The organism is Nocardia sp. NPDC049935, assembly GCF_055586645.1.
This window is the reverse complement of the sequence record NZ_JBVJHV010000002.1, coordinates 317,137-330,931: the sequence shown is the minus strand read 5'-3', so window position 1 is coordinate 330,931 and position 13,795 is coordinate 317,137. Positions and strand designations below refer to the sequence as shown.

Genomic DNA, 13,795 nt, shown 5'->3' with positions numbered 1-13,795 from the left:
TCATCCTCGTCGTTGTCCCGGTTGTTGTTTCCGCATTCGCTCCACCACACCCGCAATGAATTCGGTGATGGTGTCCAGCTCGTTTACATACGCCCGATAATCGGGATGGCGCCCGGTGAGGGATCCGGTGACCCTGTCGAGGCGCTCCACCTGAGCGTCCAGTACCGAGCCCCATTCGGAGACCAGTCCCCGCGAGACGGCCAGCATCTGCGCGTCCCGGAGACGGAATCGTACGGCCTCGGCTCGTTCACGCGGATTGTCGCGGACCGCTCGCAACTCGGACAGCCGTTTCGTGACGGCGTCGACGAGTCGCTCGGCGTCGGCGAGATGGCCGCGCGCAGTCGTGGTCAGGTCAAGGGCCGACTCCGGGTTGTGCTCGGCCGCGGCGGCCGACGCCTCGGCGAGGGCGGCGTCCGCGGCGGCGATATGACGCTCACTGGTGCGCTCATTGTCGGCCAGATCCGCCGAACTCGCAGCATTGAACTCACGTAACAGGGCTGAATGCGCGGGCCCGATCCCCTGGGCGCGGGTACGCACCGCGGCGATCCGGGTGGTGACCGACGCGACGGCGTTGCGCGCCGCCCCTTCCCGAGATGGGGCCTGGGCCAACGCTTCCGACAGCAGGGTGGCCGCCGCGTCCAGCTGGTTGGCCGCCGCCCGGACCCGCCCCCGCTCGGCCGCGGGCACGGCCTCCAGTGTGACGAGCGCCTCATCCACCGCGGTCGCGGCCGAGCGCACCGACGGGTACCCGGCGTATTCCGATTCGGCCGCCAGCCCGCGCACCCACGCGGCCGCCGCGGTGACCCGCGCCACGAGTTCGGGGACCGCGCGGCGCAGCCCGGCCGCCTCCTCGAGCTGCCGCTCGGCGCCGTGATAGAACCGGTCCACCGCACGCGCGGCCGTACCGAGCTGCCGGACCACCGCGTCCGCCCGCTGCTCCCGGCCCGGCGCACGGGTACCGGCCTGCTCGTCCCGGTCCATATCGGCCGTGAGCGTGAGGTACGCCTCGCCGGCGGTGTAACAGGTGTCGCGCACCGGCGCCCACCGCCGGCCCAGTTCCCGCTCCGGGAAGATCTCCTCCGACGCCACGACCGCCGTATCGGCGGCCGACTGCCGCCGGTCCATATCCAGGAACGCCGCGGTCAGCGCCGACCGCGCCTGTTCGAACCACGGATCTTCGCCCGACCGGAACCATCCTCGCCTGCGGCCTGCCACAGACCCGATGGTATGAGATCGCGTCCCGGCCGCGCCCGTCACGGCGGCGAACTCGTATCGCACGCGCAGACATAGCGATCGCGCGCGCAAACTTAGAGGTTGATCGACTTTCTGCGCAAGTTCGCCGAAAACCACTACTGTCGTATTCCGTACCCGGCGATTTCGGACATGCTGGGAATCGCAGACAACTACGAAAGGGAATCCCGCATGGGTGTCAGTTTGTCCAAGGGCGGCAACGTCTCGCTGAGCAAAGCGGCTCCGGGGCTCACCTCGGTCGCCGTCGGTCTCGGCTGGGATGTGCGCACCACCACGGGCACCGACTTCGACCTGGACGCCAGCGCGATCGCCACCGGAGCCGATAAGAAAGTCGTCTCCGACCAGCACTTCGTGTTCTTCAACAACCTGAAGTCCCCCGAGGGCTCGATCGAGCACGTCGGCGACAACACCACCGGTGAGGGCGAGGGCGACGACGAGGTCATCAACGTCGACCTGGCCAACACCCCGCCGACCATCGAGAGCGTCTTCTTCCCGGTGTCGATCTACGAGGCCGAGAGCCGTTCGCAGTCGTTCGGGCAGGTTCGCAACGCGTACATCCGCGTGGTGAACCGGGCCAACGGCGAGGAGCTGGCCCGCTACGACCTGTCCGAGGACGCCTCCACCGAAACCGCCATGGTGTTCGGCGAGCTGTACCGCAACGGCGCGGAGTGGAAATTCCGCGCTATCGGCCAGGGGTACGCCTCCGGTCTGGCCGGTATCGCCCGTGACTACGGAGTCAACGTCTGACGATCCGCACCTCCGGGTAGCGTGAGGGGGTCCGGTATAGGGCCCCCTCACTTCACGACTCCCCAGCGGGCGCGAGGGGACAAATTGGACAAATGGGCGGTAGACGGTAACGCTGGTGACCGGTCGCCGATACCGCCGACCAGGTTTCTCGTTCGAGGCCGGGATACCGACCGCAGTCCGGCCACCGCTCACGAAAGGTCCCAGCGTGGTCCTGCGCATATTCGGTTTATCTCTGGTCGTGACAGTGCTGTCGCTGGTGGTCGCGTTCCTCTACGGCGGCCCGACAGCCCTCGCGCTGTGCGTCATCCTCGGCATCCTCGAGGTCTCGCTCTCGTTCGACAACGCTGTCATCAACGCCACCATCTTGGAGAAGATGAGTGAGTTCTGGCAGAAGATCTTCCTCACCATCGGCATCCTGATCGCCGTTTTCGGCATGCGGCTGGTGTTCCCGCTGGCCATCGTGTGGATCACCGCGGGACTGAACCCGGTGGAGGCATTCGATCTGGCGCTGAACCCACCCGCCAACGATGCCGCGACCTTCCCCGACGGCAGCCCCAGCTACGAGACGCTGCTCACCGACGCGCATCCGCAGATCGCGGCGTTCGGCGGCATGTTCCTGGCGATGCTGTTCCTCAACTTCATCCTGTCCGATCGCGAACTGACCTGGCTGGGCTGGATCGAACGCCCGCTCGCCAAGGCCGGCAAGCTGGATATGGCCTCCGTCGTCATCGCGGGTCTCGGCCTGATCCTGGCCGCCGAGTTCCTCGCCCACGAGGAGGACCGCTCGACGGTGCTGCTGGCGGGCCTGCTCGGCATGGTCATCTACATCGCGGTGGACGGACTCGGTTCGATGTTCCACGCCGAGGAGCACGCCGAGGCGGCCACCGGTCCGTCGGGGCTGGCGAAGGCCACCGGTAAGGCCGGGTTCTTCCTGTTCCTCTACCTGGAGGTCCTGGACGCCTCGTTCTCCTTCGACGGTGTGATCGGCGCGTTCGCCATCACCGCCGACCCGATCATCATCGCGCTGGGCCTGGGCCTGATCGGCGCCATGTTCGTCCGGTCGATCACCGTCTACCTGGTGCGCAAGGGCACGCTGAACGAATACGTGTACCTCGAGCACGGCGCCCACTGGGCGATCGGCGCACTGGCCTTCATCCTGCTGATCACGGTCGGCGATATCCACGTCCACGAGCTCATCACCGGTCTCATCGGTATCGCGTTCATCGGCGCCGCGGTCATCTCCAGCGTCCGCCGCAACCGCAAGGAAGGCGATCCGAAACCCACCGCGACCTCCGAACCGACGCCGGTAGGCTGATCGCACCTGTGCACAACCGCGGGAGCGGACCCCTCGGGGTCCGCTCCCGCCGCGTTTCCGGAGGTTCTGACCTATGCCGAATACGCCGGTCCGCCCGGTTTTCAACAGGCGCACGGCCCTCGGCATGCTGGCCGCCGTCCCCGCGGCGGTATCGGTCGCGCCCGCCGTGGCCGTCCCGGGCCGGCGCCCGAACATCCTGGTGATCATGACCGACCAGGAACGCGCCGATATCGCACTGCCGGAAGGTTTCCGGCTACCTGCCCGCGACCGGCTCGCCGCCTCCGGGGTCCGCTTCGCGATGCACCACACCCCGACCGCGCCCTGTTCACCGGCGCGGTCGGCGTTCTTCACCGGCTCGCACGCCCCGGTATCCGGTATCACCGACAACGTCCGCGGCAGCGGTGAACTTCTCGACACCGTTGTCGGCGCGACCGCGTCGCCCGATCTGTCCACAACCATCCCCACCCTCGGCAGCGTGGTCCGCGCCGCCGGATATCGCACCGCCTATATCGGCAAATGGCATCTCTCGGATACCGCCGGGTCCGACCCGGCCGCTCTCACCGCCTACGGATTCGACGAATCCCGCGATGTACTCACCGGCGGCGGGCCCGACGAGGGATTGCGCGAGGATCCCGGTGTCGTCGAACAGGCGGGCGACTGGCTACGGCGGCACGGCGCCGATGCCGATCCGTGGCTGTGCGTGGTCAGCATGATCAACCCGCACGACATGATGTTCTGCCCGCGCTTCTACCGGCTCGAGGACGTCCCCGATCACGGCGCCGCCGTCCCGCGTAATTTCCAGTCCGACCTCTCCACCAAACCCGGTGTGCAAACCGCCTGGCGCGCGCTCAACCAGGTCGTCGGCGGGGTGATGCCCAACGAGGTCGAGTCACCGGAGGGCGAGCGGCAGTGGCGCCGGTGGGGCAACTGGTATCTGGAGCTCATGCGCAGCACCGATATCCATATCGGCCGGGTGCTCGATGCCCTGGCGGGAAGCGGCGGCGCCGGTAACACCGTGGTGGTGCAGGTCGCCGACCACGGCGAACTCGGCGGCGCCCACGGACTGCGCCAGAAGGGGGCGATGATCTACCGGGAGAACCTGCGGGTCCCGCTGGTGATCTCCGACCCCCGTGCCACCGCGGCCCACGGCAGCGTCACCGAAGCGCTGACCTCCCATATCGATCTGGTCCCCACCGTCGCCGCCCTGACCGGCGCCGCCGCGCCCGCCCTCCCCGGCCACGATCTGAGCCCACTGCTGGCCGACCCGTCCTCCGGTACCCGCGAATCCCTGCTCGTCACCTCGGATGCGCGAACCAGCGGCGGTATGGTCCCGGGCGTCAACTACTGCCTGCGTGGTGCGATCACGCCGCGGTACAGCTTCGCCCGCTACTCCACCCCGGAAAGGCTCGACGGGCCGCGAACGGATTTCGAATACGAGCTGTATGACCGGCACGAGGATCCCTGGGAGATGCGCAATCTCGCCCACGACCCCGCCGCCGCGGCGACCGTCGGCGAACTGAACGATGTGGTCGATTCGCTGATCCGCGCCGAACTCACCGGCTGACCCCCGGCCCGAAATACGCCTGCCCCACCGCGAACATCCCCCGCTGCGGCAGCCAGAACTCGCCCATGCTCGCCTGCTCGGCCAACGGCCCGGGTGGACCGATATCTGTCCCGTCCCACCGCGCCACACTGTTGTCGACCGTCCACAGCATCTTCGGGTTGAGGAGGAACCGCTGCCCGTTCGGCGCCGCACCGCTCAGCCGCACCCGCCCGACACCCAGTCCCGGTCCCGCGACCCGCGACATCACCGACAGCACCGCCGGGCTGCGCCAGAGCGCCGCGGGCAGTACGCCGCCGAGCCCCGTCATGGCCGCTGTCGCCGCCGACCGTCCGAGTTCGATACTCCAGTCGAGAACGTCCGGTATCCCGACCGTCAGTGAATACGGGCCGCGCCAGGTCACCGCGATATCCGCGGACCGCGCGTCCGTCAGCGCCGACCCGTAGTACCGGGCGCAGCTCAGTTCCGGGGAAACACTGCTGTAGATCACCCACTCCCGGGCCGGGTTCCGGTGCCAGACCGACTCGTACCCCGGCCCCACCGAACTGGCGGCGAAATGCCGGAACGCCAGGTAGTGGCCGCTGGCGAACGGCAGCCCCATGACCCCGTACCCGGCGAACCGGTCCTGATCCGATCCGGCGGGCAGCGCGGGATCGTGTTCGGCGATCGATCGTGGACTCTCGGGCATGGCCGACCCTCCTCGACGAGCGAACCCCCGCTCTTCCACCCTACGTCCGCGTTACCGGCCGGCATCGGCCCGAATGTTCGGATCCGGCTTTCCGGGCATATCCGCCGAGACGACCGCCGAACACCGCGCGCCGGATATTCCTTATCCCGAAATTCCAGCGCCGGACATCTGGGTGTAGTACCGTCCGGACAGATGTCCAACCTGCTGTTCGGATTGCTGTGCACGAGGTTGGGCCGGCACTGAACCAGGTGAAGGCGAGTATGCAGGGTGCGGACAGCCCTCCGGCAGCAGGCGGAGGCGCAGCGGAGATCAGCCGCGCACAGGTCGGACCGAATCTCGCGGAGGCAGAGGTCGCAGCCGAGGCGGCAACCGGCGACGGCGCCGAGAAAATCGGACCGGGCGCCACGCTGCGCCGAAATTTCTCCGGCACGGTCCTCGCCGGCCTGGCCACCTTCGGCCGCGCCCTCCGCATCGGTGTCTACGCGGTCCGGATCGGCACGCGGGACGCGGTGGGGCTGCGTTTCCAGGTGCGGGAGAGTTTGGCGCAGGCGTGGTTCCTGATCACGGTCACCGCCGTACCGGCGGTCCTGATGGCCATCCCGTTCGGGGTCATTCTCTCGGCTCAGGTCGGCAATATCGTCTCCCAGCTCGGTGCCGACACCATGATCGGCGCGGCCGGTGGAATGGGCGTGATCAAGCAGGGCGCGCCGATGGCCGCGGCCATGCTGCTGGGCGGCGCGGGCGCGGCGGCCATCGCCGCGGACCTGGGGGCCCGGACCATCCGCGAAGAAGTCGATGCCATGCGCGTCATGGGCGTGGATCCGATCCAGCGGCTGGTCGTACCCCGGATCGCCGCCATGATGGTGGTGGCGCCGCTGCTCAATATCCTGATCATCGTCGTGGGTATCGCGGCCGGGTTCCTGGTCGCGGTGGTGGCGCTCGATGTGACGCCGGGCAGCTACTGGGAGTCCTTCGGATCCTTCACGACCACTGTCGATATCTGGGTGTCGCTGGTGAAGGCGATGATCTTCGGGTTCCTGGTGGTGATCGTCGCCTGCCAGCGCGGACTGGAGGCCAAGGGCGGGCCGCGCGGCGTCGCCGACGGTGTCAACGCCGCCGTGGTGATGTCGGTGGCGGCGGTGGCGGTGCTCAATACGGTGATCACCCAGATCGTCACCATGTTCATCCCGGTCAGGATGGCGTGATGGCCGCCGCGCCCTATGTCCCGCCGGGGCTGAAACGGCTGAGCCGGGTCGCGCGCCGGGTGCGGCCCCTGGGCCCGATCGACGCGATCGGCTTCGCGATCGGCTTCGGCTGGCAGGTGCTGTCCTCGATCCCCTACACCCTGCTGCACTACCGCCGCCAGACCGTCGCGGTGATCACCGATATGACCTGGGGCCGCGGCTCGGTGATCATCGGCGGCGGTGTGGTGCCCCTGATGCTGCTACTCGGCGCGTCCATGGGCGCGTCCATCGGGATCGAGGCCTACAGCGCGCTCGATCTGCTGTCGCTGGGCCAGCTCAGCGGCCTCATCTCGGCATTCGGCATCACCCGGGAACTGGCGCCGATCGCGGCCGGGGTCGGGTTCGCCGCGCAGGCCGGATGCCGGATGACCGCCGAGATCGGGTCGATGCGGATCTCCGAGGAGATCGACGCGCTGGAATCCCTCGGCATCCGATCGGTGCCCTTCGTGGTGACCACCCGGGTGATCGCCGGAATCGTCGCGGTGGCACCGGCCTTCGTGGTCGCGCTGATCCTGAGCTATCTGTCCTGCGAGATCATCGTCACCCAGATCCACGGCACCCCGTCGGGTACCTACGACCACTACTTCGACCAATTCGTCCTGAGCTGGGACGTTGTCGCCGCCACGATCAAAGTGATGATCTTCGCGGTGGCCGTCGTGCTGATCCACAGCTTCCAGGGATATTTCGCCACCGGCGGGCCCGAGGGGGTCGGCGTCGGTTCCGGCCGCGCCATCCGGGCCAGCCTGGTCTCGATCATCGCCCTGGACATGTTCGCCACCATCGCGCTGTGGGGCTTCCAGTCTCCGATCTCGTTCACCGGGTGATGTGATGCCTGCCTATGCCCTTCCCGGCACCGAAGTCGGACCCCGCCGGGCCCGTGTCCTCGGGCTGTGCGCGGTCGCGCTCACCGCGGTGCTCCTGCTGGCCTGGCGGATGGCCCCGGAAGAACGCGCGGCCGATGAGATCCGCATCGGGCTGGTGACCAGCAGCGTCGGCGCCGGGGTGGAATCCGGTACCGAGGTCAGGCTCGACGGTGTGAAGGTCGGATCGGTGCACTCGATCAGCACCACCGGCCCGGGACGCAAAACCATCGAGCTGACGCTGAACCGGTCGCAGCTGTTCGGCCTCAGCGACGCCCTCGCTGTCGACTACGCCCCCGACAACCTCTTCGGCATCACCGCGCTGCAACTGCGTTCACAATCGGGCGGCAACTCCCTGATCGACGGAGCGACGGTGGACCTGACCGGCCCGGAAGCCGTCCGGGTCCGCGACGCCACCCTCGCGGCGCTGCTGAAATCCACCGGCCTGCTGACCGATTCGGTGCTCACCCCCGACCTGGCGGAACTGCTCAGCACCCTGTCCCGCGATGTCGGCGCCTTCACGCCGCTGCTGCAGGCGATCGGCGCGACGACCCGGGCCTACGTCGAGACCCGGCAACTCGCCCCGTCCTTCCTGCTCGACCAGTACGGTTCGGCGCTGGCGGGGTTGCCGCCCATGATCACCGGTGGGCTGGACGTACTGGAGGCCGCCTACACCAACCAGTACTTCCGCGACCCGGACAACCTGGCCCGGTTCAAAGAGATGTTCGGCGGTATCCAGAACCAGCTGCTGCCCGTGGTCACCCAGACCTTCACCACCGCGCGCCCGCATTTCGCCGGGCTGCTCCCGGTCGCCACCACGATCCTGGATCAGATCCCCCGCGCCGTGGGCGATCCGGCCCGCTCCGGAACACAACTGACCGAACTGCTGGACCGGCTCGCGCGCGCGTTCCGCGACACCCCGTCCGGGCCGGTCCTCGACGCCGAGGTGCAATTCGATCTCGTCCCCGGCCTGGCCGGACCGCTGTCGTCGATACTTCCCGCACCGAAGGAGGGCCGGTGATGACGACCCGTGCGTTGTTCGCGCGTGTGGCCGTGGCGACGGTGGTGATGGCACTCGCCTTGGCCGGGGTGTTCCAGCTGGTCCAGCGACCGGTCGACGGTGACACCGAGACCTACACCGCGCTGTTCACCGATGCCAACGGGTTACGCGTCGGCGACGATGTGCGGATCTACGGCGTGCAGGTCGGCAAGGTGGCCGAACTCGGATTGGACGGCGTGCTGGCGCGGGCCCGTTTCACCGTGCAGACCGGGCATCCGGTGTTCACCAACAGCACGGTCGCCATCCGGTATCAGAACCTCACCGGGTTCCGGTATCTGGATATCGCGCAACCCGAACGTCCCGAGGCGCAGCGCGACCCGTCCTCGGTCTTCGAGACCTCACAGACCACACCCGCATTCGATGTCACCGCGCTGTTCAACGGGCTGCAACCCGTACTCGCCCAGCTCTCACCGGGTGAGCTCAACCAGTTCACCGAGAGCATGCTGGCCGTCCTCGAGGGCAACGGCGCCGGTATCGGGCCCGCACTCGACGCCATCGACCGGCTGAGCCGCTACGCCACCGACCGTCAAGCGGTGCTGTCGACGCTGGTCGGCAATCTGTCGCGGATGGCGACCACGCTCGGCGGCAAATCGGGAAACGCCGTGCAGATGCTGACCAACCTCACCAACCTGTTCACCGCCATCGGCGACAAACTGCCCGGGCTGGTCGAGTTCTCGCTGGCCATCCCGCCGGTGATCCAGCCCATCCGCAATATCCTGGAGATCCTCGGTATCTCCGGTGAACCCGGCCGCGACCTCGACGCCGCCCTGCGCGCGGCCTTCCCCGACCCCGCCACGGCAACCGAAGTCTTCGACCGGCTGCCCGGGCTGATCCAATCCATCGCGGCCGCGGTACCGGCCACCGGGGCCGAGGCCTGCTCACGCGGCGCGGCCGAAGCACCGGCACCGCTCCAGGTACTCATCGCCGGCCAGGGGGTGGTGCTGTGCAATTCCTGAAACGACGGCCGCGACGCGAACCCGCCACCCGCGCACCCGATGATCGAACCGGTGACCTGCGCTGGGGTATCACCGGACTCTGCCTGACGGTACTGCTGGCGGCCGGTATCGGGGTCGTCTACGTGCGGGGCACCGACTCCGCCCACACCTACAGCGCCGATATCGCCCAGGCCGGGTCGATCCGGCAGGGCGACGACGTACGCCTCGCCGGAATCCCGGTCGGCGAGGTGGCATCGCTGGATCTGCTGGCGGACCGGGTGCGCATGACGTTCACCGTGGACGACGACGTTTTCGTCGGGGACGGCACCTCGCTCAGCGTCCGGATGCTCACGGTGGTCGGCGGTTACTATCTCGCACTCGAACCCGCCGGTACGGACCCACTCGGCACCCAGGTGATCCCGCGCGAACGCGTCGAACTGCCCTACAACCTGACCGAAGTGTTCGAGGCCGCCATCGCGCCGGTCCGGGAAATCGACGGCGGGCTGCTGCGCCAGAATCTGGCGACGCTGGCGAGCTCGGCCGGCGACAGCCCCGAGGCCTTCCGGTCCGCGATCCGGGCGACCGGCGATCTGGTGGGGATCATGGACCGCCAGAACTCCGATATCTCGCGTGCCCTCGCCGTCGCCGACGAATACCTGGGCGCCCTGAACGGGAGTTCCGATGTGCTGGTGCAGTTGCTGAACAACCTGGGGACGCTCGAATCGATCGTGCGCAACTACAAGACCCAGATCGCCCAGGCACTCAACGATGTCACCGCGGTGCTGCACGGTCTGTCCCCGCTGGGACGGAAATGGGACGAGACCTGGGCCGAACAGTCCCGACCACTCGCCGACCTGATCCCGAAACTCGGAGAACTCGGCGGCCGTATGGGCACCCTGCTCGACTCCCTGCACGCACTGGGCCAGCGGCTGCTCCCGCTGGTCCCGCCCGAGGGCGGGATCACGGTGGACCGGTCCGGTGTATGCGTACCCGTACGAGGAGCCGGATGCTGATGCTCACCCGCGTACTCGGTTCTCGTGGTCTCATGTCGGCCGCGGTTCTGCTCACCCTCGTACTGCTGGCCGTGGTGGGATTCACCCTGGTCCAACCGTCCCCCGAGACCCGCGCCTACTGTGCCGATATGCCCGACAGCATCGGGCTCTACGAAGGCAGCGCCGTCACGGTGCTGGGCGTGCGGGTCGGCGAGGTGACCGGCATCGAACCCCACGCCGGTGCGGCGCGGGTGCGATTCGCGGTCCGCGCGGACCGCAAACTCCCACCCGATGTGGGCGCGGTGACCGTGAACGACACCGTCCTCGCCGACCGCAAACTCGCACTGGTCGGCGACGAACCGGCCGGCCCCGGCCGCGACTCCGCCGAATGCATCACCAGGACCCTCACCCCGCAGAGCCTCTCGCGGACCTTCGACGCGCTCGCGGGACTTGCCGACCAGCTCAACAGCGCGGACGATCCCGCACAGCGGGGCGCGGTCGGCGCCGGCCTCGGCGCGCTGAACGACGCCACGGCCGGAACCGGCGAGCAACTCAACACTCTCATCAACGACTTGGCCCGCGCGCTCGATTCGCCCCACGCCGCCGTCGATCACATCGGCAAACTGATCGACGCCCTGACCGCACTCGTCCACCGCGCCCGTAACGGCTGGTCCACTGTGGAAGCGGTGGTCACCGAACTACCGCAGACCTTCAACGACATCGTGACCATCGCCTTCCCGCCGATCATCCAGCTCGTCGACGACCTCGCCTCCGTCCTTCCGCAGCTCAACGACGTGATACGAACATTCGGCACCCCCGCGGTGCGCGCCCTGGATTCGATTCCGGACCTGCCCGGACTGCTCGCCGCCGGTGTCGGCTCACTCGCCGGGCTCATCGAGATGACCCCGGCGCTCGCCGCCGGCTTCGCCCGGTCGGCCGACCCGGCCACCGGGCAGACCGTGATCGGTTACGCGCCACCGGCGGTCGCGCTGCCCGCACCCGATACCGCCCGGATCTGCGCCGGGCTGCAGGCGATCACCGGGCAACCGTGCCCGGTGTCGGCGTCGGGCGCGGTCCGGATGCCGCTACCCTCCCTGCTGCTGGCGGCGGTGAGCGCACGATGAGGTCGCTGTCCGCCCGGGTCCTGTTGGCCGGCCTCCTGTCGCTGCTGTTGGCCGGCTGTTCCTTCCGGCCCGCGGAGATCCCCGTTCCCGGCGCCGGAGTCGAGGGCCCGACCTACCCGCTGCGCATCGAATTCGCCAATGTGCTGAACCTGCCCCAGGGCGCCAAGGTGATCGCCGACGGCGTCCGGGTGGGCCGGCTCGACGGAGTCACCGTGGTCGACGCGGGAGTCGCCGGTGGACGCCCTGGATTCGTGATCGCCGATATCTCCGTGCAGAACTCGGTGCGCCTGCCGATCGGCACGAAAGCCGAACTGCGCCAGGAGACACCGCTGGGTGATGTGCACATCGCGCTCACCGAACCGCAGAATCCGGGCCCGGACCGGCTCGGGCCCGGCGCGACGATGCCGCTGGCCGACACCACCCAGCCGCCCCTGATCGAAGATATCCTCGCGTCGCTGTCGGTATTCGTGGGCAGCGGTGCGGTCAACGATATCCAGGACCTGGTGCGCACCATGAACGGCGTCCTCCCGGAGGACCCGCGCGATACCGCCCGACTCGCCGATACCGTCGGCGCCGACCTCACCGACCTCGCCGCGCACACCGGTTCCGTCGACCATGTGCTCGACGGGCTCGAATCCGTTGTCCAGCAGGGTGTGATCGACAACGGCCCGGTGCTCGAGGAACTACTCACGCCCTACGGCGTGCAACAGACCACCGACGCGATGAACGCCCAGATCGGGGTCATCTTCGTACTCACCTCACTCGGCCCCGTCGGCCCCGCCACCCAGTGGCTGGGCCCGCTGCTGGCCTCGCTGGAGTCGACCGTGCGCGCAGTGGTGCCGGTCCTGTTCGGGGCGGCGCCGCTGGACACCACCTCCCCCTCCAACCTGAAGAAACTGGTGGATCTGTTGCACACCCGGGTCATTCCGTTCGCCGAACACGGCCCGAAAGTGAATCTCTCCCAAGTGACGGTCGCCCCGTCGCCACTGTCACCGGACGAGCAGACCGCCCGCATCATCGACACCTTGCGCATGATCGGCGCGGTCCGATGAACATCCGCTCGATCACTTCGCTGTCCGCCATCGCCGCGGTGCTGGTTTTCGGCGTCGCCTATATGGGGATCGGTGTCCTCGATCTGGACCCGCGCCGCGACCACATCACCGTCGGCCTGCACCTGGACAGCTCCGGTGGTCTCGGTCCCGGAGCACCGGTGCTCCTGCACGGAATCCAGGTCGGGCGCACCGAATCCGTACGCAAGGAAGCCGCCGGTGTGTTCGTGCGGCTCGCGATCGACGACCGCTACCGGATCCCGGCCGCCGGCGATATCCACATCGAACAACTGTCCGCACTCGGCGAACCCTATGTCGGATTCGCCCCGGACGGCGATACCGGGCCCTACCTCGAAGACGGACAGGACATCCCGGCGACCCGCGTCCGGATGCCGGCCTCGATCACCGCGCTGTCCGCCCGGCTGGTCGAACTGCTCGACCAGATCCATCCGGAGGTGATGGCCGGGCTGGTCGGCACCTTCGACCGCGCGCTCGACGGCACCGATGTCGCCATGCAGAGCCTGCAGCGCTCCACCTCCCTGCTGGCCGCCACCCTGCTCAGCAGATCGGCGTCGCTTCGGCAGTTGTTCGACGATCTGCAAGCGCTCGGCGGTGATATCGACTGGATGGGTCCCTCGCTGGCCCAGGCGGGGCCGCTGTTCGGCGAGTTCGGCGTCACCTTGAGCGCCATCGTGGAGAACGGCTCCAAGCTCGTCGAGGCCCGCCCGCCCGCGGACTACTTCACCGGCGACGGCGTGCTGCCCTTCCTCGTGGAGGTGGAGGCGCTGCTGCGCAAGATCGGTCCCGGCCTGGCCCCGCTGGGCCCGATGCTGCAACCCGTCGTCACCGAGGCCGTGCAGCGCGCTCCCACCCTCGATATCGGCGCCCTGCTCGACCAGGCACTCGACAGCGTCGGCACCGACGGCACCCTGCGCTTCCGCATCGGCGCGAAATAGCACCCGGCTCCCG

General features: G+C 68.5%; 13 protein-coding genes. 11 read left to right on the top strand and 2 right to left on the bottom strand.

What is annotated here, in order from left to right; all coding sequences use genetic code 11:
* Positions 1-1,215 (bottom strand): hypothetical protein, encoded by a 1,215-nt coding sequence (locus ACZ6SF_RS09755; protein WP_466061641.1) that lies wholly within the window; start codon positions 1,213-1,215, stop codon positions 1-3.
* A gap of 207 nt (positions 1,216-1,422) precedes the next feature.
* Here ACZ6SF_RS09755 and ACZ6SF_RS09750 point away from each other — a divergent pair, with 207 nt between their 5' ends.
* The 3 genes from ACZ6SF_RS09750 (at position 1,423) to ACZ6SF_RS09740 (ending at position 4,877) form a co-directional block, all read left to right on the top strand.
* Complete coding sequence (locus tag ACZ6SF_RS09750) at positions 1,423-1,998, top strand: TerD family protein (RefSeq protein ID WP_466061640.1); 576 nt, start codon at positions 1,423-1,425, stop codon at positions 1,996-1,998.
* A gap of 205 nt (positions 1,999-2,203) precedes the next feature.
* Positions 2,204-3,313 carry a DUF475 domain-containing protein gene (locus ACZ6SF_RS09745; protein ID WP_466061639.1) on the top strand — a complete coding sequence of 370 codons (1,110 nt, stop codon included), beginning with the start codon at positions 2,204-2,206 and terminating at the stop codon, positions 3,311-3,313.
* A 73-nt stretch (positions 3,314-3,386) separates the two neighbouring features.
* Positions 3,387-4,877: a sulfatase-like hydrolase/transferase gene (locus tag ACZ6SF_RS09740; RefSeq protein WP_466061638.1), complete on the top strand. Its 1,491-nt coding sequence runs from the start codon at positions 3,387-3,389 to the stop codon at positions 4,875-4,877.
* On the opposite strand, the gene ACZ6SF_RS09735 is transcribed toward ACZ6SF_RS09740, so the two are convergent.
* Positions 4,867-5,562, bottom strand: a complete 696-nt coding sequence (locus ACZ6SF_RS09735; protein ID WP_466061637.1) for a hypothetical protein — start codon at positions 5,560-5,562, stop codon at positions 4,867-4,869. The two genes, ACZ6SF_RS09740 and ACZ6SF_RS09735, sit on opposite strands and share 11 nt — an antisense overlap.
* Before the next feature lie 218 nt (positions 5,563-5,780).
* Here ACZ6SF_RS09735 and ACZ6SF_RS09730 point away from each other — a divergent pair, with 218 nt between their 5' ends.
* The 8 genes from ACZ6SF_RS09730 to ACZ6SF_RS09695 are packed head-to-tail and all read left to right on the top strand — an operon-like array spanning position 5,781 to position 13,782.
* Positions 5,781-6,767: an MlaE family ABC transporter permease gene (locus ACZ6SF_RS09730; protein ID WP_466061636.1), complete on the top strand. Its 987-nt coding sequence runs from the start codon at positions 5,781-5,783 to the stop codon at positions 6,765-6,767.
* Complete coding sequence (locus ACZ6SF_RS09725; RefSeq protein WP_466061635.1) at positions 6,767-7,630, top strand: ABC transporter permease; 864 nt, start codon at positions 6,767-6,769, stop codon at positions 7,628-7,630. Before ACZ6SF_RS09730 ends, ACZ6SF_RS09725 begins: the two co-directional genes overlap by 1 nt.
* A gap of 4 nt (positions 7,631-7,634) precedes the next feature.
* Complete coding sequence (locus tag ACZ6SF_RS09720; protein WP_466061634.1) at positions 7,635-8,687, top strand: MlaD family protein; 1,053 nt, start codon at positions 7,635-7,637, stop codon at positions 8,685-8,687.
* Positions 8,687-9,682: an MlaD family protein gene (locus ACZ6SF_RS09715; RefSeq protein ID WP_466061633.1), complete on the top strand. Its 996-nt coding sequence runs from the start codon at positions 8,687-8,689 to the stop codon at positions 9,680-9,682. The genes ACZ6SF_RS09720 and ACZ6SF_RS09715 overlap by 1 nt, the downstream gene beginning before the upstream one ends.
* Positions 9,670-10,674 carry an MlaD family protein gene (locus ACZ6SF_RS09710; RefSeq protein WP_466061632.1) on the top strand — a complete coding sequence of 335 codons (1,005 nt, stop codon included), beginning with the start codon at positions 9,670-9,672 and terminating at the stop codon, positions 10,672-10,674. Before ACZ6SF_RS09715 ends, ACZ6SF_RS09710 begins: the two co-directional genes overlap by 13 nt.
* Positions 10,668-11,777 carry an MlaD family protein gene (locus tag ACZ6SF_RS09705; protein WP_466061631.1) on the top strand — a complete coding sequence of 370 codons (1,110 nt, stop codon included), beginning with the start codon at positions 10,668-10,670 and terminating at the stop codon, positions 11,775-11,777. Before ACZ6SF_RS09710 ends, ACZ6SF_RS09705 begins: the two co-directional genes overlap by 7 nt.
* Complete coding sequence (locus tag ACZ6SF_RS09700; RefSeq protein ID WP_466061630.1) at positions 11,774-12,829, top strand: MlaD family protein; 1,056 nt, start codon at positions 11,774-11,776, stop codon at positions 12,827-12,829. Before ACZ6SF_RS09705 ends, ACZ6SF_RS09700 begins: the two co-directional genes overlap by 4 nt.
* Positions 12,826-13,782 carry an MlaD family protein gene (locus tag ACZ6SF_RS09695; RefSeq protein ID WP_466061629.1) on the top strand — a complete coding sequence of 319 codons (957 nt, stop codon included), beginning with the start codon at positions 12,826-12,828 and terminating at the stop codon, positions 13,780-13,782. Before ACZ6SF_RS09700 ends, ACZ6SF_RS09695 begins: the two co-directional genes overlap by 4 nt.
* Positions 13,783-13,795 lie beyond the last annotated feature (13 nt).

What these genes read in the sequence shown, in the direction of transcription:
- ACZ6SF_RS09750 (WP_466061640.1), top strand. Translation starts at nt 1,423, where the DNA reads ATGGGTGTCAGTTTGTCCAAGGGCGGCAACGTCTCGCTGAGCAAAGCG.
- ACZ6SF_RS09740 (WP_466061638.1), top strand. Translation starts at nt 3,387, where the DNA reads ATGCCGAATACGCCGGTCCGCCCGGTTTTCAACAGGCGCACGGCCCTC.
- ACZ6SF_RS09735 (WP_466061637.1), bottom strand. Translation starts at nt 5,562, where the DNA reads ATGCCCGAGAGTCCACGATCGATCGCCGAACACGATCCCGCGCTGCCC.
- ACZ6SF_RS09725 (WP_466061635.1), top strand. Translation starts at nt 6,767, where the DNA reads ATGGCCGCCGCGCCCTATGTCCCGCCGGGGCTGAAACGGCTGAGCCGG.
- ACZ6SF_RS09720 (WP_466061634.1), top strand. Translation starts at nt 7,635, where the DNA reads ATGCCTGCCTATGCCCTTCCCGGCACCGAAGTCGGACCCCGCCGGGCC.
- ACZ6SF_RS09715 (WP_466061633.1), top strand. Translation starts at nt 8,687, where the DNA reads ATGACGACCCGTGCGTTGTTCGCGCGTGTGGCCGTGGCGACGGTGGTG.
- ACZ6SF_RS09705 (WP_466061631.1), top strand. Translation starts at nt 10,668, where the DNA reads ATGCTGATGCTCACCCGCGTACTCGGTTCTCGTGGTCTCATGTCGGCC.
- ACZ6SF_RS09700 (WP_466061630.1), top strand. Translation starts at nt 11,774, where the DNA reads ATGAGGTCGCTGTCCGCCCGGGTCCTGTTGGCCGGCCTCCTGTCGCTG.
- ACZ6SF_RS09695 (WP_466061629.1), top strand. Translation starts at nt 12,826, where the DNA reads ATGAACATCCGCTCGATCACTTCGCTGTCCGCCATCGCCGCGGTGCTG.